18 protein-coding genes and 1 pseudogene are annotated in these 16,145 nt (G+C 68.3%); 11 read left to right on the forward strand and 8 right to left on the reverse strand.

Translation table 11 applies throughout. The features are described 5' to 3' along the window. Positions 1-62 precede the first annotated feature (62 nt). Positions 63-263: pseudogene (locus FHU35_RS30135) on the reverse strand (LysR substrate-binding domain-containing protein); the annotation flags it as partial. 179 nt (positions 264-442) lie between these two features. Here FHU35_RS30135 and FHU35_RS07090 point away from each other — a divergent pair. Further along, positions 443-1,198, forward strand: a complete 756-nt coding sequence (locus FHU35_RS07090) for a CAAX protease (RefSeq protein ID WP_145737534.1) — start codon at positions 443-445, stop codon at positions 1,196-1,198. A gap of 62 nt (positions 1,199-1,260) precedes the next feature. Here FHU35_RS07090 and FHU35_RS07095 read toward each other — a convergent pair whose 3' ends face one another. Continuing rightward, positions 1,261-1,893 carry a TetR/AcrR family transcriptional regulator gene (locus FHU35_RS07095; protein WP_145737535.1) on the reverse strand — a complete coding sequence of 211 codons (633 nt, stop codon included), beginning with the start codon at positions 1,891-1,893 and terminating at the stop codon, positions 1,261-1,263. Positions 1,894-2,082: 189 nt separating this feature from the next. Here FHU35_RS07095 and FHU35_RS07100 point away from each other — a divergent pair, with 189 nt between their 5' ends. Genes FHU35_RS07100 through FHU35_RS07110 form a run of 3 tightly spaced genes read left to right on the forward strand, consistent with a single transcriptional unit; the run spans position 2,083 to position 5,638 of the window. Further along, positions 2,083-2,886: an SDR family NAD(P)-dependent oxidoreductase gene (locus FHU35_RS07100; RefSeq protein ID WP_145737536.1), complete on the forward strand. Its 804-nt coding sequence runs from the start codon at positions 2,083-2,085 to the stop codon at positions 2,884-2,886. Between the two features lie 30 nt (positions 2,887-2,916). Next, positions 2,917-4,044 carry a DUF5938 domain-containing protein gene (locus FHU35_RS07105; protein ID WP_145737537.1) on the forward strand — a complete coding sequence of 376 codons (1,128 nt, stop codon included), beginning with the start codon at positions 2,917-2,919 and terminating at the stop codon, positions 4,042-4,044. Between the two features lie 58 nt (positions 4,045-4,102). Further along, entirely contained in the window at positions 4,103-5,638 is a 1,536-nt protein-coding gene (locus tag FHU35_RS07110) for an acyl-CoA synthetase (RefSeq protein WP_145737538.1), read from the forward strand. 106 nt (positions 5,639-5,744) lie between these two features. Here FHU35_RS07110 and FHU35_RS07115 read toward each other — a convergent pair whose 3' ends face one another. Beyond that, positions 5,745-5,975, reverse strand: a complete 231-nt coding sequence (locus FHU35_RS07115) for a hypothetical protein (protein WP_246110112.1) — start codon at positions 5,973-5,975, stop codon at positions 5,745-5,747. A gap of 145 nt (positions 5,976-6,120) precedes the next feature. Here FHU35_RS07115 and FHU35_RS07120 point away from each other — a divergent pair, with 145 nt between their 5' ends. The 6 genes from FHU35_RS07120 to FHU35_RS07145 all read left to right on the forward strand — a co-directional run bounded on the left by FHU35_RS07120 (position 6,121) and on the right by FHU35_RS07145 (position 10,409). Further along, on the forward strand, positions 6,121-6,981 hold the full coding sequence (locus FHU35_RS07120) for a helix-turn-helix domain-containing protein (protein ID WP_145737539.1): 861 nt from the start codon (positions 6,121-6,123) through the stop codon (positions 6,979-6,981). A gap of 15 nt (positions 6,982-6,996) precedes the next feature. After that, a complete protein-coding gene (locus tag FHU35_RS07125) occupies positions 6,997-7,197 on the forward strand; it encodes a DUF397 domain-containing protein (RefSeq protein ID WP_145737540.1) in 201 nt (66 codons plus the stop codon). Positions 7,198-7,423: 226 nt separating this feature from the next. Next, on the forward strand, positions 7,424-7,756 hold the full coding sequence (locus FHU35_RS07130; protein WP_145737541.1) for a hypothetical protein: 333 nt from the start codon (positions 7,424-7,426) through the stop codon (positions 7,754-7,756). A gap of 17 nt (positions 7,757-7,773) precedes the next feature. Continuing rightward, positions 7,774-8,346: a DUF3558 family protein gene (locus FHU35_RS07135; RefSeq protein WP_145737542.1), complete on the forward strand. Its 573-nt coding sequence runs from the start codon at positions 7,774-7,776 to the stop codon at positions 8,344-8,346. A 68-nt stretch (positions 8,347-8,414) separates the two neighbouring features. Further along, entirely contained in the window at positions 8,415-9,581 is a 1,167-nt protein-coding gene (locus tag FHU35_RS07140) for a hypothetical protein (RefSeq protein WP_145737543.1), read from the forward strand. A 3-nt stretch (positions 9,582-9,584) separates the two neighbouring features. Then, complete coding sequence (locus tag FHU35_RS07145; protein ID WP_145737544.1) at positions 9,585-10,409, forward strand: ESX secretion-associated protein EspG; 825 nt, start codon at positions 9,585-9,587, stop codon at positions 10,407-10,409. A gap of 63 nt (positions 10,410-10,472) precedes the next feature. Here FHU35_RS07145 and FHU35_RS07150 read toward each other — a convergent pair whose 3' ends face one another. The 5 genes from FHU35_RS07150 to thyX all read right to left on the reverse strand — a co-directional run bounded on the left by FHU35_RS07150 (position 10,473) and on the right by thyX (position 15,361). Beyond that, positions 10,473-10,661, reverse strand: coding sequence for a hypothetical protein (locus FHU35_RS07150; RefSeq protein ID WP_145737545.1), 189 nt, complete (start codon positions 10,659-10,661; stop codon positions 10,473-10,475). Positions 10,662-11,042: 381 nt separating this feature from the next. Further along, positions 11,043-12,731, reverse strand: a complete 1,689-nt coding sequence (locus tag FHU35_RS07155; protein ID WP_145738016.1) for a ribonuclease J — start codon at positions 12,729-12,731, stop codon at positions 11,043-11,045. Positions 12,732-12,774: 43 nt separating this feature from the next. Then, a complete protein-coding gene (dapA, locus tag FHU35_RS07160; protein ID WP_145737546.1) occupies positions 12,775-13,707 on the reverse strand; it encodes a 4-hydroxy-tetrahydrodipicolinate synthase in 933 nt (310 codons plus the stop codon). Positions 13,708-13,843: 136 nt separating this feature from the next. Continuing rightward, on the reverse strand, positions 13,844-14,470 hold the full coding sequence (locus tag FHU35_RS07165) for a TIGR03085 family metal-binding protein (RefSeq protein WP_145737547.1): 627 nt from the start codon (positions 14,468-14,470) through the stop codon (positions 13,844-13,846). 138 nt (positions 14,471-14,608) lie between these two features. Continuing rightward, positions 14,609-15,361 carry an FAD-dependent thymidylate synthase gene (thyX, locus tag FHU35_RS07170; RefSeq protein ID WP_145737548.1) on the reverse strand — a complete coding sequence of 251 codons (753 nt, stop codon included), beginning with the start codon at positions 15,359-15,361 and terminating at the stop codon, positions 14,609-14,611. A gap of 143 nt (positions 15,362-15,504) precedes the next feature. Between thyX and FHU35_RS07175 the strand changes: the two genes are divergently transcribed. Beyond that, positions 15,505-16,125, forward strand: a complete 621-nt coding sequence (locus FHU35_RS07175; protein ID WP_145737549.1) for a toxin-antitoxin system HicB family antitoxin — start codon at positions 15,505-15,507, stop codon at positions 16,123-16,125. Positions 16,126-16,145: the final 20 nt, after the last annotated feature.

The following is a 16,145-nucleotide window of genomic DNA, read 5'->3' on the forward strand; positions in this document are numbered from 1 at the left end:
ATGAAAACCGCGGGGTTGGGTTCGTCCGTCCGGTGGAAGGTGGAAGGTGGAAGGTGGAAGTCGACGGTGAGGTCCGGTTCGTCGAGCGGCCGGTAGACGACGTCCGGCACGGCGGCGAGGTCGACGCTCGCCGGGACCACCGCGACGCCCACACCGGCAGCCACCAGCCCGAGGGCACTCAGCGCGCTATCGGCGCGGTAGCGGGCGGAGGCCACTGCGAGGACCCGACCGAAGGGGCGAAGCACGCCAAACGGCGTCCGCACCCACCCGGTCTAGCCGTGCAGCGCCAGCCGCCGACCCAGTGTCAGTCTCGAGTCAGATCGGGCAGCGTGGGACCCGGTGCAAAAAAGAGGACCCCCGGCGCGTACCTGCTGGTACTAGCGGCCCGGGGGACTTCGAGACCGATGCTAGCAGAACTACACGCGGTTGGTAGAACATCGCCGTGAGTTACCACCGGGTGTCGCCGCCAAGCGAACTTCCGCCACTCCTCTCCGACGAGCGAATGGGCACCTATCACCGCCTCGCACCTGAGTGGGGATGCGATCCTTTCGAGCTCTACCTGCTCGGCATCGAACTCGCTTCGTCCTACATGGCCGACCTTCACATCGTGGAGATCGCCATGCGCAATGCCATGCACGATCGGCTCGCACGCAAATACGGGTCAGATTGGTGGGCCAACGCTGAACTCCTCGACGATCGCTCCCAAACGGCGGTCGCCAAGGCCCACGCCGACGCACGTTACGGCGATGGGCACCGACCAGGCAGACTCCTAGCCCAGCTGCCGCTCGGTTTCTGGGTCCATCTCCTCGAAGTCGGCGGACACGCGGGCAAGCCGCCCTACCGCGAACGACGTGCCTACGAAGCCCTGCTCTGGCGCCCTGCGTTGAGGCACGCATTTCCAAGCTCGACCCAACGACGGGCTGATGTTCACGCCGTAGCTGCGCGCGTGTACGCCCTCCGGAACCGCGTCGCACATCACGAGCCCGTAGTCACGGGCGTTCGCCTTCCGGGCGTACCTCACAACGCCCCCGGCGCGTACCGCAGCCCACATGACCTGCACAACGACATCATCGCGCTACTACGGATGATTTCGACCCCGGTTGGGGATTGGGTCGCCCACCACAGCCGCACTCCAGCACTGCTCAACCTCGGTGAAGCATCAGCCTCCCACTGCCCCGCAGGGGCCGACCACCACTGACTCACCGCACGAGAGCGAACCGGCCTTCTCCCGGAACCAACCAGTTCTTCTTGCCCTGGGACCTACTTCGCGACCAGGAGGTCCATCAGTCGGGCGAGTTCTTCGGCGAGGCCGGCGACCTGTTCGTCCGTTCCGGACAGCTGGTGGAGCAGGGCGAGCTGGAAGACGCCGTCGAGGGTGGCGTAGGCGGCCGCGCGCGAGGTGGCCGGTTCGGCACCGGAGAGCTCGGCGTAGCGGCTCAGGACGCGCCAGATCATCTCCCGCCTGCGGCCGTCGATGTCGAGCACGTCGGCGCGGAAGGACTCGTCGAACAGGCTCTGGTTGCGCAGGTCGTACCAGAGCCGGTGCAGGTGGGCGTCGGCCTTGAGAGTCCCGAAGAACATGTCGACGAAGCCGGTCCGGAGCTCCTCGGCCGTGCCCGCGTTCGCCACGACGTCGTCGTAGCGGGTCACGCAGACCTCTTCGTACTGGCGGACGGCCTGGGTGATCAGGTCCCGCTTGTCCGCGAAGTAGTAGTGCAGGACGCCGTGCGAGAACTCGGAGTTCTGCGCGATCTCCCGCAGGCTCGTGCGCGAGTACCCCAGGTCGGCGAGCGTCTGGAGCGTCGCGACGGCGAGCTCTCTGCGTCGCGTCTCGAACTTGTCGACCTGGCGGCGAGCGATCCGCTCCTGCTTGGTTTCAGCGACCTCGGTCACGGGTTCGTCCCTGTCGGCTGGCTGGTTCCGGCGTTGCGGCTACCCGTCCAGTCTATCTCCCGCAGATTTCTTTGACACCTGTCAAAGAAATTCTTGACGACTGTCAAAAGTCGCTTCTATGGTGTGACCCAACTCGCACCTCGAGTTCGAGGGCAACGCGCAGCAGTGATCTCAAGGAGGAGATTCCGCATGACCAGTTACGACCTGTCCGGAAGAAGAGCGCTGGTCACAGGGGGTGCGCGCGGTCTCGGAGCCGGAATGGCCGAGGCGCTGGCCGCCGCGGGCGCCGCCGTGGCCATCGGTGACGTGCTCGAAGACGACGGCAAGCAGACCGCCGAGTCGCTGCGCGCGAAGGGCTTCACGGCGGAATTCGTCAAGCTCGACATCACCGACGAGGACAGCTGGGCCGCAGCGGTCCCGGAGGTCATCTCCTCGCTCGGCGGCTTCGACCTGCTGGTCAACAACGCCGGTGTCGAGATCACCAGTCTCGTCGCCGATCTCGACCCCGCCGACGTCCGCAGGATGCTCGACGTCAACGTGCTCGGCACGGCGCTGGGCCTCAAGCACGCGTTCCGCGCCATGCGCCCGGACGGTCCGGCGGGCAACGGCGGCGCGGTGGTCAACATCGCGTCCGTGGCGGCCACCATCGCCTTCCCCGGGATCTCGATCTACTCCGCGACGAAGTCCGCGATCGACCGGCTGACCAGGGTCGCGGCCGCGGAGTCCGGGAAGCTCGGCTACGGCGTGCGCGTCAACTGCATCTACCCCGGCCTGACCCCGACCGCGATGGGCAACCAGCTCGCCGCCGACTGCGCCGAGATCGGGCTGTTCCCCTCCCCCGAGGAAGCCGCCAAGGCGGTGGTCGACCTGACGCCGCAGGGCCGCCTCGGGCAGGTCGACGACATGGCGGACGCGGTCGTGTTCCTGGCTTCGGGAGCCGCCAAGTACATCACCGGCGCCGGCCTCGCGGTCGACGGCGGCATGGGCAGCTGACCTGCATCTCCACTGAGAAAGGACGAGTTCGTGAGCACTGACAAGCCTGTCGTCGTCTACGGTGCCTCCGGCTACACCGGACGACTGATCTGCGAATACCTGCGCGAGTACAACATCCCGTTCCTGGCCGCCGGGCGCGATCACCAGCGCGTCAAGGAGACCGTCGACGCGGTTCCCGGTGTGGAGACCGTGCCGCACGAGATCGTGGAGGTGGAGCACGACGCGTCGTCGCTGGCGGAGCAGTTCCGCGGCGCGAAGGTCGTGCTCAACACCGTCGGTCCCTTCGCCCGCTACGGCCACGAGGTCGTGCAGGCCTGCCTGGACATCGGTGCGCACTACACCGACACCAACGGCGAGCAGAACTGGATGATCGACGTCGAGCAGCGCTACGGCGCCGACTTCGAGACCCGGAACCTGCTGCTGTCGCCCGGGATCGCGCAGATGTACACGATCGGCGAGATCGCGGCCAACATCTGCCTGGAGACGCCCGGGCTCGACACCCTCGACATCCAGGTGTTCTGGAAGGGCTACCCGACGGTCGCCTCCACCAACACGATCCTGACCAACGCCGCGTTCTCCGACGCCCACTACCTGGAGCAGAACGAGTACCAGACCTGGCCCGCCGACGGCGGCCTGCACGACGTGGTGGTCCCGGGTCAGCACGAGCTCGGCCTCGCGCTGCCGTGGGGCGGCACCTCGCATCCCGTGTGGTTCAAGAACGATCCGCGAGTGGCCAACGCCCGCGCGCTCGGCGGGGTGTTCAACCGGGAGCTGATGCAGGCGGTTCCGCAGATCGTCGCCGGCGCGCTCCAGCAGATGGAGGGCAAGTCGGAGCAGGAGAAGTACGCGATCATCGACGCGACCTCAGCGCAGGTCCGCAGCGAGATGCCGCCGAGGGAGAACCCGCGGATCAACACCTCGCTCGACTCGGTGCACGCGTCCGGGCCGCTGGGGCGGGTGCACTGCGTCATCCACGGCAACTGCAACTACAAGCAGACCGCGCTGCTCAACGTGCACGCAGCTGCGCACCTGCTGCAGGACAGGCCCAGGAGGGCGGGTTTCGCCTCGGGTTGCCAGGCGTTCGGGCACCGCGAACTCCTCGGCACGCTGCGCGCTTTCGGGCTCGTCCTCGACCCGATCGTGCAAGTCCACCAGTGATCCTCCGCGCCGGTCGCCGCTCGACGGCGACCGGCGCGCCCGACTCAGCGAGGTTGCCGTGCAGCTGGCCGAATACCTGGACAAAGGAGCCTCACTCGGAGGCGACCGGCCTTGTCTGACCACGAGGGGCGAATCCCTCTCCTACGCCGAGGTGCAGGAAGCCTCCTGGCGGACGGCTCAGGCCCTGATGGCCTCGGGGATCCGGCCCGGGGACCGCGTGGCGGTGCTGTCCGCGAACGATCCGACCGCGTTGACGAGCGTGTTCGGGATCTCCCGCGCGGGAGCGGTGTGGTGTCCGGTGAACCCGCGCAACGAGGCTTCGGAGAACCGGCAGCTGCTGTCGATGTTCGGCTGCCGGTGCCTGCTGTTCCAGGAGCGCTTCGCTCCGCTGGTGCAGCGCATCCGGGCGGAACTGCCGGAGCTGACCACGCTCGTCTGCCTCGACGGGGAGGTCGACGGCGCGCTGACCTTCGCCGACTGGATCGAGCTCGGCGACCCGGATCGCACTGCTCCGGCGGTGCGCGGCGACGAGCTGTGCATGCTCGCCGGAACCGGTGGCACCACCGGTGAGCCGAAGGGGGTGCGGCTGACCGGGACCAACATGGCCACGGCGACCGCGCTGACGCTGATGAGCTACCCGTTCGGCGACCGGCCGAGATACCTGGCGCTGGCCCCGCTCACCCATTCCGCGGGCGTGCTGACCTGGCCGATCATGTCGCTGGGCGGCGAGATCGTCATCATGCCGGAGCCGGATCTGGGCGAGTTCCTGCGGCTCGTCGAACGGCACCGGATCACCCACGCCTTCCTGCCGCCGACGGTGATCTACGGGTTGCTCGACCACCCCGATCTCGACTCGACGGACCTGAGCTCGCTGCGCTGCCTCTGGTACGGCGCCGCGCCGATGTCGCCGACCCGGCTGCAGGAAGCGCTGGAGCGGATCGGCCCGGTCCTGGGCCAGCTCTTCGGCCAGACCGAGGCACCGAACATGATCGCCACGATGGCCCCGGCGGACCACTTCCGCGCGGACGGTTCGGTGGCGGTGGAACGGCTTTCGTCCGCGGGCAGGCCGAGCCCGCTGACGCAGGTGGCGGTCATGGCCGAGTCCGGTGCGCTGCTGCCCGGCGGTGAGCGCGGCGAGATCGTGGTGCGCGGACCGCTGGTCATGGACGGCTATCACGAGAACCCCTCCGCCACGGCGGAGGTCAGCAGGCACGGGTGGCACCACACCGGCGACATCGGCTACCTCGACGAGGACGGCTTCCTGTTCATCGTCGACCGCGCCAAGGACATGATCATCACCGGCGGGTTCAACGTGTACTCCGCCGAGGTCGAGCAGGCCCTGCGCGAGCACGGCTCGGTGCAGGACTGCGCGGTGCTCGGCCTCCCGGACGAGAAGTGGGGCGAGCGCGTCACGGCCGTGGTCCAGCTCCGCACCGGACGTCAGGCCGAACCGGACGATCTCGCGGGGTTCGTCAAGCAGCGGCTGGGCAGCGTGAAAACGCCCAAGCAGTTGGAGATCTGGCCCGACCTCCCGCGCTCGAAGATCGGCAAGGTCCTCAAGCCGGAGATCCGGAAGCAGATCCTGGAGAACTGATCCGGTTCTTCATCGGGGCGGTCGGCCGACACGCGGGGAGGGGGACGTGTCGGCCGACCTTCGCGGTTTCAACGCCTGTCGGGGGAAGTCGGCGTCGAAACGGGCTTCAGGTGCGACCGTCGTGCTCCGATATGAGAGTCCGGTTGCACTCACCGCAGGTGGGCGCGGTGATCCAGTCGAGTTCGGTGGGCGTGGCCATCGCGACTTCGAGACCGCAGACGGTCGTGTCGGACGACTGGCGTTCCCAGCGACGCCCCCGGAACGCGTGGCGCGCGAAGGCGCCGGAATCCGGGTTCGGCGTCGGCAGCCAGAAATGCCGCGCTGGCTCGAAGTTCATCGGCGCACTCCGCTCTGTCCGATCGATGTGCTGATCAACTTAAATCTGCGATCGCGGATTGTGGAATTGCCGAATCGAGTGATGTTCCCGCGAACCGGAATCCGGAACACTGGCGAGTGAACAAGATCGGATTCGGAGGCGATCGATGGCGACACCCACCGTGCGGCGACTTCAGCTCGGGAACGAAATGCGCCACGTGCGCATCAAAGCCGGCCGCGAGCAGGCCGAAGCGGCCGACGCACTGGACGCCGGAATCGGCAAGATCAGCCGGTTGGAACTGGGCCAGGGCGGCATCTCCAAGGGAGACCTCAAGCTCCTGCTGGAGTTCTACGAGGTCGACCCCGACGAGATGCAGTGGATGTTCGAGCTCGCCAAGACCCGCAGCAGCCGAGGCCGCTGGGGCGAGTACCGCGCGGTCTTCCCCGAGTGGTTCCGCATGTACGTCGACCTCGAAACCGACGCCGAGGAGATCCGACAGGTCCAGGGGGAGATCATTCCGGGAATCCTCCAGACCGAGGGCTACATCCGCGCTATGGACACCGCTTCAGCGCGTCGGGAGAGCGAGGACATCGACTCCAACGTCGCCGCTCGCCAGGAGCGGCAGGCCATCCTCACCCGGGACCAGCCGCCGAGCCTCGCATGCGTGCTTTCCGAATCCTGCCTTCGCCGGAAGGTCGGCACAGCGGAGGTCATGCGCGACCAGATCGACCACCTCGCCGAAATGGGCTTGCAGCGAAACGTGAGTCTTCAGGTCTTGCCGTTTGATGTGGATGCCCCGCCAGGCGGAACCTCGTACGACTTCACCATGCTTCGCATCCCGTCGAACGGAATCGCGGCCCCGCTGGAATTCGTCTACGTCGAATGCCTCGACGACGCGCGCTACCTGGACGCCAAGGACGCGGTACTGACCTACGCCAGGCTGTGGGATCGGCTTCAGGCAGCTTCGCTCTCGCCGAAGGAATCTCTGAAAGTTCTACGATCGGTGCGCAACGAGTACTCGGAGTAGACGCGAGGTCGCACCATGATCGAACGACGTGTCCCCACGGATGCGACGTGGCGCAAGAGCAGCTACAGCGCGACGCAGAACGAGTGCGTCGAAGTCGCGATCACCAGCACCGCCATCGGCGTCCGGGACACCAAGGACCGAACCGGCGGAACCCTGGTCTTCGACAACACCACCTGGTCCACCTTCTTAACCCACCTCACGACCCCCAACAGCTGAAGATCACCACGTCCGATGGGGCGCCTCCGACCACCGAGGCGCCCCATCGCACGCCCTCACCGGCCGCGGATTGCGACATCCGAGTGATGCGGCCTCGGAACCCCCTCACTCGGTAGGGTGATCGCGTTCATAATGTGCGCCGGTCCAAAACGCTGTGATCATCACAGGTGATCGCCGAAGATGGGCCCAAGCCAGACGTGTCATTCGAAGTAGGGGGAACACCGCCGTGGCCGGGTACCTGGTCGATCCAGCTGGTCTGGAGAGCGCCATCAAGAAGCTCGAAGACATCCGGGACAACGCGCGCTCGATGGTCCAGAGCATCGCGCGCACCGGACCAGGTGCTTTCGCCGGTGAGCTGACGGCCAAGGACAACTACACCTCGTCGGCCTTCAAGGCCATCAACGAGCGCGCCATCGGCGACCAGGGATCCCTTCAGGTGATCGTGAAGGATCTGACCACCAAGCTCACCGAAAAGATCGAGGCGTACCAGGCGACTCTGGACGAGTACAGGCGCAACGACGACGCCGCAGCCTCCAGCGTGCGCCACACGGAACAGTGAAACTCGATCACGGCAAGATGGCGGAGATGAAGACTCTGAAGCGAAGCCTGGTAGCGGGCGCGACCATCGCGCTCACCATCACGATGAGCGCGTGCTCGGGTGGCTCGGGCAATGAGCCCGCGCCGCAGCCGCCGCCCCAGGGCCAGGCCGGCCCAGCGATCAGCGATCCCAAGGACGCGGCCGCTGTTGACCTCTGCCAGCTGCTCCCGGCTGACGCCGCCACATCGCTGGGGCTCAATCCAGCTGGTGAGGTCGAGACCAGTTCGGTGGACCCCGACATGCCACCGCAGTGCACCTGGAAGTCCGAGAACGGTGCCACGACTCTGTCGCTCGGACCGTCCAAGACCTCGGTCCAGTGGTACATCGACAACAAGTCCACGTTCGTCGACTTCCGCGAACTGAACATCGCCGGTCATCCGACAGTCCAGGGCAACAAGGCAGACCCGGCCCAGACCCAGAACTGCTGGATGTACCTGGGAACGATGGACAACCAGGTGCTGGGTGCGTTCGCGTTCGGCACTGCCGATCCGTGCTCGATGACGCAGAAAGCCCTTGAGGCGTCGGTGCCGACCCTTCCCGCCGCCAAATAAGGATCCACTGGGGAGACAACACGATGGACATGTGCTACGCCAGTAGTGCGAAGGAATACCGCAAGCAGATGGGTGGGACCCCAGACGCTGCGGCTGTACCAGCGCCTTCGGACGAGGGCGTGAAGCTCTGGGAGAACGTCGGGACGAAGTTCGACCAGATGGCGACCGACATCGCCGACGCGTTGCGCGCTGCGGAATCGGCCCACGAAGGACGTGCCGCCGAATCCGCCAACGCCTCGATCGCTGAGATCCAGCCGCTCGCTCGCTCGGCGGCCGAGACCTCGCGCGGGGTCAAGACAGCGCTGGAGGAGCAGAATTCCTACCAGCGGGAGGCTTTTCAGGCTCTTCCCGTCAAGGACGACCCGTTGCCGAGCGGGCAGGGCGCTCTTCTGGACCCGCCGGGCAAGGGGTGGGTCGAGGACTGGGGTCTCGACTCGAACCCGGTGACCGGGTGGATGTCGGACTACGAAGAGCGGCAGCAGGCCTACGTGGACACCAACCAGCAGGCCAACCAGGTCATGGAGCGCTACAGCCAGCAGACCGAGGGCGTGATCGCGCGGCTGCCCGAGTTCCAGCCGGTCGACCAGCCGCCGCCCGCGGCTCCGCCCGCGTCGTCCTACCCGACTTCGAGCACGTATTCCGCTGGTGACAGCGGTTCCTCGTACTCCGGCGGCGCGTACTCCGCACCGTCGAGCACGTCGTCGGCGTGGGCGTCGACTCCGAGCGCCGCACCTGCGGTGCACGCTCCGTCCGCTCCGCCTGCCGCGTCGAACCCGTCCTGGGCGACACCGGCACCGTCGGCTCCCGGGCTTCCGCCGGGCGTCGTGCGCGGTCCCGACGGGACCCTGTTCCGGCAGAACCCGCAGACCGGCGCGTGGGAACGGCAGAACCCCTACAACGGTCGCTGGGCCGCGTCCCCCAACGGCGGCCCCGGTGGTCGCCGCGGCGGCGAAGGCGCAGGCGCGCCCGTGGGCCGCGGCGCCGGAGGCCGTGCCGGGATGGGCGGTCTCGGTGGTGCCGGTGGCGCGAACGCCGCCGCCGGTGGTGCCGCGGGTCGTGGCGGCCAGGCCGGTGCGCCCGGAGCGGGCGCCGGTGCCGGACGCGGCAAGCAGGGCGAATCCGAGGAGCAGGAGCACGAGCGTCCCGGCTGGTTGGTCGAGCAGGACGACGTCTTCACCAACGACATGCAGCGCACCGCGCCTGCGGTCTTCGGTGATGCCGACCGAGGCCGGTGATTCGTGGCCAGGCGTGAGCTGAGCCTGCCTCCCGCTGCCGCGAACTACCTCTGCACCCGGTTCGACCTGCAACTCCACCCGCTGCTGCGGGTGGGCTGGCTCCCGCTGGACGCCACCGAGTCTCAACGCCGCGAGGCGGCTGAGCTCGGTCGGCGCCAGCTCGTCCAGCAGAGCCTGTTCGACGGCGACGAGCTGCACCCGTTCGTCGAGGAGGCCGTGCACCTGCTGGCCCGGCCGCCGCTGGCGATCGGACTCGCGGTCCACGCGCGGGAGGGCGAGAACTTCAACGCCGTGCTCGTCGAGTACGGCCGCAGCACCGTCCAGGCCTACCAGGCCGACGGCGACAGTCCCGACGACCTGCGGGAGATCCGCGTCAAGCGGCACGAGCACGGCGGTCTCGCGGGCAACGCCGTCAACCTGCTCGGCAAGGTCACCGCGGCCGACGGCTCGTCGGTGTCGGTCCCCTACGCGCACATCGAGCGGGTGAGCACGCGGATGGGCGGCTCGGCGCGGACCCTGTCCGCCGCGCTGGGATACGCGGGAATCCGCGGTGCGCAAGCGACGACGCTGACCCAGGCGTTCACCGCGAAGCGCAGCCTGGAAGGTCTCATCACCGTGCGCGCCTACGACCGGAAGGTGCGGCGGACGCGGTCGCTGCCGTTCAACGTGCAGTTCTTCGCCACCGAGGCCGGTTGCTACCTGGCCCAGCGCAAGCCGGGCCGGGACGGGCAGGAGTGGTACACGCTCGCGCCGGCCGACGCCCGGAAGCTCATCGGGACCGTCAACGAGATGATCCGGCTCCTCACGAGCCCGACCGCGCGGGTCTGAGACGCGAAGCGGGGCCGACCTCTCCACCGAGGCCGGCCCCGCTCCTGCGATTCTTGTGTCGGCTCAGCCGTCGGAGATCGGCGCGTTGACGCAGGCGCTGTCCTGCGGAGACGCGATCGGAGCCGTCAGCCCCAGGACCGCCGCGTTGTTGCCGCACAGCTGGACCGGCACCGCGCTCACGTTGTTGTCGTTGAGCAGGTTGACCCCGTCGTTGTCCGAGCTGTCAGCGAATGCCGGGCCCCCGATGGCCATGAGTGCAGTTGCAGCGGCGGCAGCGCCGAGAAGTCGAGCGGAAGTACGCACCTTCAGACCCCAATCTCTCCGAGTGGTTTTCCCGCGGAACGAAGAAAGCTCGAACCGGCGGGATTCACCCTGGCAGCGGATGGGGCACCCAGCTCGGTGGGTCACGCCAAGGTGCCACGCAGTCCACTCGTGAGGTGTTCGACAACACCCAGGGTGCACAGCGGATTCGGACATTCCTCAGAGGACATCTCGCACGACCGAGTAACGGGCGATCGGAACCGGGCACTGATCAGGACTGCCCCGCAGCGCAGCCGGTCACCCGGAGTGATGCGCGCGGACGAACGGGGTGGCCCGGAAGGATTTCCGAGCCACCCCGTTCGAGTCAGCAGGTCAGGAACCGACAGGAAGCACGTTCGGCACGATCATCGGGCGCCTGCGGTACTTCTCCGCCACCCAGCGGCCGACCACCCGGCGCACCGACTGCGCGATGCGGTGCGTGTCGGTGATGCCCTCGGCCTCGGTGCGCGCGAGCTCCATCTCCACCAGCGGCACCACTTCGTCCAAGGCCTTCGGGTCGTCGGAGAAGCCGCGGCCGGAGATCGTGGGCGGCGAGACCGCGCGCCCGTTCGTGACGTCCACCGCGACGGTGATCGCGATGAAACCGCCCTCGCCCAGCACCAACCGGTCCGACAACGTGGATTCACCGACGTCGCCCACCGACAGGCCGTCGACGTAGACGTGACCGACCTCGACGCGGCCCGCGATGCTCGCGATGCCGTCCACCAGGTCCACGACCACACCGTCCTCGGCGATGACCACCCGGTCGGCGGGGACGCCCGTCAGCCTGGCCAGTTCGGCGTTCGCGCGCAGGTGGCGCCATTCGCCGTGCACCGGCATGACGTTGCTCGGGCGCACCGCGTTGTAGAGGTACAGCAGCTCGCCGGCGGAGGCGTGACCGGACACGTGGACCTTCGCGTGGCCCTGGTGCACGACCTGGGCACCGAGCCGCACCAGTCCGTTGACCACGCCGAACACGGCCGTCTCGTTGCCCGGGATCATCGAGCTCGCCAGCACCACGGTGTCACCGGCGCGGATGCCGATCTGCTTGTGCTCGCCGCGCGCCATCCGCGACAGCGCCGACAAGGGCTCGCCCTGCGAACCGGTCGAGACGAACGCGACCTCGGACTCCGGCATCTCCAGCGCCTGGTCCAGGTCGACGAGCAGGCCCTCAGGCACGTTCAGCATGCCCAGGTCGGCGGCGATGCCCATGTTGCGCACCATCGACCGGCCCACGAAGCAGACCTTGCGACCGTGCTTCTCGGCGACCTCCAGCACCTGCTGCACGCGGTGCACGTGGCTGGCGAAGCAGGCCACGATGACCCGCTGCGTCGCCGAGCCGATCACCCGGTCCAGCACCGGTCCGATCTCGCGCTCCGGCGTGACGAAGCCCGGCACCTCGGCGTTGGTGGAGTCGACGAGGAACAGGTCCACGCCTTCGTCGCCCAGCCGGGAGAACCCGGCCAGGTCGGTCAGCCGGCTGTCCAGCGGCAGCTGGTCCAGCTTGATGTCACCGGTGTGCAGCACGACCCCTGCGGGCGTGCGGATGGCCACCGCCAGCGCGTCCGGGATCGAGTGGTTGACCGCGAAGAACTCCAGGCCGAAGGGGCCGTGGGGGCTGTGCTGCCCCTCGGCGACCTCGATCAGCTGCGGGCTCAGCCGGTGCTCGCGGCACTTGGCCGCCAGCAGCGCCAGGGTGAACTTGGAACCGACGACCGGCAGGTCGGGCCGCAGCCGCAGCAGGAACGGCACAGCGCCGATGTGGTCCTCGTGGCCGTGCGTGAGGACCAGGGCGTCGATGTCGTCCAGCCGGTCCTCGATGGCACCGAAGTCGGGCAGGATCAGGTCCACACCGGGCTGGTCGTCCTCCGGGAAGAGCACGCCGCAGTCGACGATGAGCAGTCGGCCCTCGTACTCGAAGACCGTCATGTTCCGGCCGACCTCGCCGATGCCACCGAGCGCAACGACCCTGAGACCACCTTCGGCCAACGGGCGTGGTGGTGCCGACGAAGTCGGCGTCACCGCGTGGTACTCGGTCGCTGTCGCCTGTGCGCTCAACGCTGTGTCACCTCTGTGCTGCATCCGGGTTGACCAATACCAGGCCAGCATCCCACAGGTCGCTGGTGATCAACCGCACCTGCTCCTCCGTGGCGGCCGGCAGCGGCAACCGCGGCAGGCCCGTCTCGTAGCCGCACAGCCGCAGAGCCGTCTTGGCGAAGATGACGCCGCCGACGAAGTTCATCGACCGGTAGACCGGAAGGAGTCCCTTGTGGACTTCCAGAGCGCTTGCGACGTCACCGGATTCGTAGGCGTCGAGCATCCGGCGGAGCCGGTCGCCGACGACGTGGCCGATCACGCTGACGAAGCCGACGGCGCCCACCGACAGCCACGGCAGGTTCAGCGGGTCCTCGCCCGAGTAGTAGGCCAGGCCCGCGTCGTTCATGGCCTCGCTGCCCGCCCACAGGTCGTGCTTGGAGTCCTTGACCGCGACGATCTGCGGGTGCTCGGCCAGCCGCTTGAGGGTGTCGACCTGGATCGGCACGACGCTGCGCGGCGGGATGTCGTAGAGCATCACCGGCAGCTCGGTGGCGTCGGCGACGGTCCAGAAGTGCTGGTAGACGCCTTCCTGCGGCGGCCTGGAGTAGTACGGGGTCACGACCAGGAGGCCGTGCGCACCGGCCTTCTCGGCGGAGCGCGCCAGCTCCACGGAGTGCTCGGTGTTGTTGGTGCCGGCACCGGCGACGACGGTCGCCCGGTCGCCCACGGCCTCGACCACCGCGCGCAGCAGCTGTTCCTTCTCACGGTCGGTGGTGGTGGGGCTCTCACCGGTGGTGCCGTTGACGACCAACCCGTCGTTGCCGACGTTGTCGACCAGGTAGGCGGCGAGCTCCTGCGCCACCTTCAGATCGACTTTCCCGTCTTCGTCGAACGGCGTGACCATGGCGGTCAGGACGCGGCCGAACGGGCGGCCCGGAATGGCGGTAGGGCAGTCGGTCATGGTCCCGACGCTACCTGGTCAGGGGCCTGCGGAAGACAGCCGACCGAGCTGAACCGAGCCCGCCGGAAAGCCGATTCCGACAGGCCCGATCAGGCGTGTTTCTTTCGGTTGATCACGCCCATGACGAGGAGTTTTTTCAGAACGAGCGGCGCAGGTCCTGCATCGCCATGATGTCCGCCTCGTTGCCCTCGAAGGTGATCTTCGCTTCACTCCGGCCGAAGGCGTACAGGAGGAGTTCAGCGGGCTCGCCGACGATGCGGACGGTGCGCGGACCGCGCTTGGCCTGGATCTCGGTGCCGTCGGGACGGCGCAGCACCACGCCCACCGGGCTGCGGCCGTAGAACATCCGCGCGACCCGGCTCAGCGACTTCCACAGCGCCTCGTCGCGAACCTCCTCGGACGGTCGCGGCTGCCAGCCCGGCTGCGCTCGGCGAACGTCCTCGTGGTGCACGAAGAACTCGGCGGCGTTGACGGTCTCGTCGACCCCACCGATGCTCATCGGGTTCCACTTGGGCGGCCCCTGCCGGACCTGGTCGACCAGCTCCGGCCAGGCGAGCTGGCGGAGCTCCTGCTCAGCGCGCTCACCGCGCTCGGCCAGCGCCTTGATCAGACGACCGGCCATGGCGTCCGGCCGTCGCTCGCGCACCACGAGGTGCACCGCGAGGTCCCTGGTCTTCCACCCCTCGCACAGCGTCGGCGCGTCCGGGCCGATCTGCTCGAACAGCTCGCACAACAGCTGGCGTTCATCGCTGGCCACACCCATGGCGCCCACTGTAAACGCCGATCTTCCGGAGCGTCGGACGTGGCGGCGATCGAAACGAAAACGGCACCCGGGGTTGTCCCGGGCGCCGTTTCAGCCCTGCGGCCGGCGAAGCAGAACGACCGCAGATCAGGACGATGATCAGCCTTCGGTGACGAAGGGGCTGGAGGCCACCTCGGTGCCGTCCTTGAGCGTGGTGATCTCGAAGTCGCTGAACACGTTCGGCACGGCCTTCTGGAGCTGCTTGAGGCACTCCACGGCCAGGCCGCGGATCTCCACGTCGGCGTGCTCGGACGCGCGCATCGCGATGAAGTGGCGCCACGCGCGGTAGTTGCCGGTGACCACGATGCGGGTCTCGGTGGCGTTGGGCAGCACCGAGCGCGCCGCCTGCCGCGCCTGCTTGCGGCGCAGCGTCATCGTCGGATCGTCGGCGAACTTCGCCTCCAGCGCCGCCAGCAGGTCGCCGTAGGCCTGCGCGCTCGCCTCGGCCGCCTGCAGGAACTTCTCGTGCAGCTCCGGGTCATCGGCGATGACGTCGGGCTCGACCACCGCGGCGTCGTGCTCCGGGACGTAGCGCTGCGAGAGCTGCGAGTAGGAGAAGTGCCGGTGCCGGATCAGCTCGTGGGTCAACGAGCGCGACATCCCGGTCAGGTAGAACGACACCGAACCGTGCTCCAGCACGGACAGGTGACCCACCTCGAGGATGTGCTTGAGGTATCCGGCGTTGGTGGCGGTCGCCGGGTTCGGCTTGTGCCACGACTGGTAGCACGCGCGACCGGCGAACTCGGCCAGCGCCTGCCCACCGTCGGCGTCGGTCGACCAGTCCACGTCTTCCGGCGGGAAGAACTCAGTCTTGCCGATCAGCTGCACCTTCGGCCGCACGATCTCGGTCACGACTGGCGTGCCCCTTTCCCTGCTCTCTCACGACTCCCCCTGTGCTGCCCGAAAGCCTAGCCGCCGGGGCTGACGAGCCCCCTGACGCCGGTTGACACCATCGAGCGGTTGCGTGACGTCATCCACGCCGCCATAGTGGTGTCATGGATTTGAACCCGTACATCGACCAGCTTCGCGAAGACCTCACCTCGGCCGCTGCCGCCGGCGACGACCAGACGCGGCAGACGGCGGCGGTGCTGTCCGGCGCGATCGAGCCGGCCGCCCGGCTGGCGATCATGAACGCGCTGTCCGACCTGGCAGCCGAGGTCACGACGAACCTCGACGGCCAGGTCGTGGACCTCCGGCTGGACGGCCGCGATCTCCGAGTCGTGGTCAGCGGTGGCGGCGGACCCGCCCCCGTCGACGACGAGGAGACCGAGCCACCACCTCCCCCGCCGCCCAGCGGCGACAACGGCGACATCAGCCGGATCACCCTCCGCCTGATGGAGGAGATCAAGTCCCAGGCCGAGCAGGCGGCGTCTACCCAGGGCGTCTCGCTGAACACCTTCGTCGCGCAGGCGGTGCAGGGCGCGCTGCACGGGCGCGAGCGCGGCGGGCCGTGGGACCGGCCGGGGCGCGGCAGGCCCCGGCACGGCGGTCGCGGGCACGGGCACGGACGTGGCCGCGGCGGACCGTGGGACGGCCCCGGTTTCGGCGGACCGCGCGGCGGGTGGCCCGGCGGCGAGGGCGGCGGTTCCCACGTCCGCGGCTGGGTGCAGGGCTGACCGGATCACGTGGCGGAAGG

Source organism: Saccharopolyspora dendranthemae, from assembly GCF_007829955.1.
Classification (GTDB): domain Bacteria; phylum Actinomycetota; class Actinomycetes; order Mycobacteriales; family Pseudonocardiaceae; genus Saccharopolyspora; species Saccharopolyspora dendranthemae.

What these genes read in the sequence shown, in the direction of transcription:
- FHU35_RS07100 (WP_145737536.1), top strand. Translation starts at nt 2,083, where the DNA reads ATGACCAGTTACGACCTGTCCGGAAGAAGAGCGCTGGTCACAGGGGGT.
- FHU35_RS07115 (WP_246110112.1), bottom strand. Translation starts at nt 5,975, where the DNA reads ATGAACTTCGAGCCAGCGCGGCATTTCTGGCTGCCGACGCCGAACCCG.
- FHU35_RS07120 (WP_145737539.1), top strand. Translation starts at nt 6,121, where the DNA reads ATGGCGACACCCACCGTGCGGCGACTTCAGCTCGGGAACGAAATGCGC.
- FHU35_RS07125 (WP_145737540.1), top strand. Translation starts at nt 6,997, where the DNA reads ATGATCGAACGACGTGTCCCCACGGATGCGACGTGGCGCAAGAGCAGC.
- FHU35_RS07135 (WP_145737542.1), top strand. Translation starts at nt 7,774, where the DNA reads ATGGCGGAGATGAAGACTCTGAAGCGAAGCCTGGTAGCGGGCGCGACC.
- FHU35_RS07140 (WP_145737543.1), top strand. Translation starts at nt 8,415, where the DNA reads ATGGGTGGGACCCCAGACGCTGCGGCTGTACCAGCGCCTTCGGACGAG.
- FHU35_RS07150 (WP_145737545.1), bottom strand. Translation starts at nt 10,661, where the DNA reads ATGGCCATCGGGGGCCCGGCATTCGCTGACAGCTCGGACAACGACGGG.
- dapA (WP_145737546.1), bottom strand. Translation starts at nt 13,707, where the DNA reads ATGACCGACTGCCCTACCGCCATTCCGGGCCGCCCGTTCGGCCGCGTC.
- FHU35_RS07165 (WP_145737547.1), bottom strand. Translation starts at nt 14,470, where the DNA reads ATGGGTGTGGCCAGCGATGAACGCCAGCTGTTGTGCGAGCTGTTCGAG.
- FHU35_RS07175 (WP_145737549.1), top strand. Translation starts at nt 15,505, where the DNA reads ATGGATTTGAACCCGTACATCGACCAGCTTCGCGAAGACCTCACCTCG.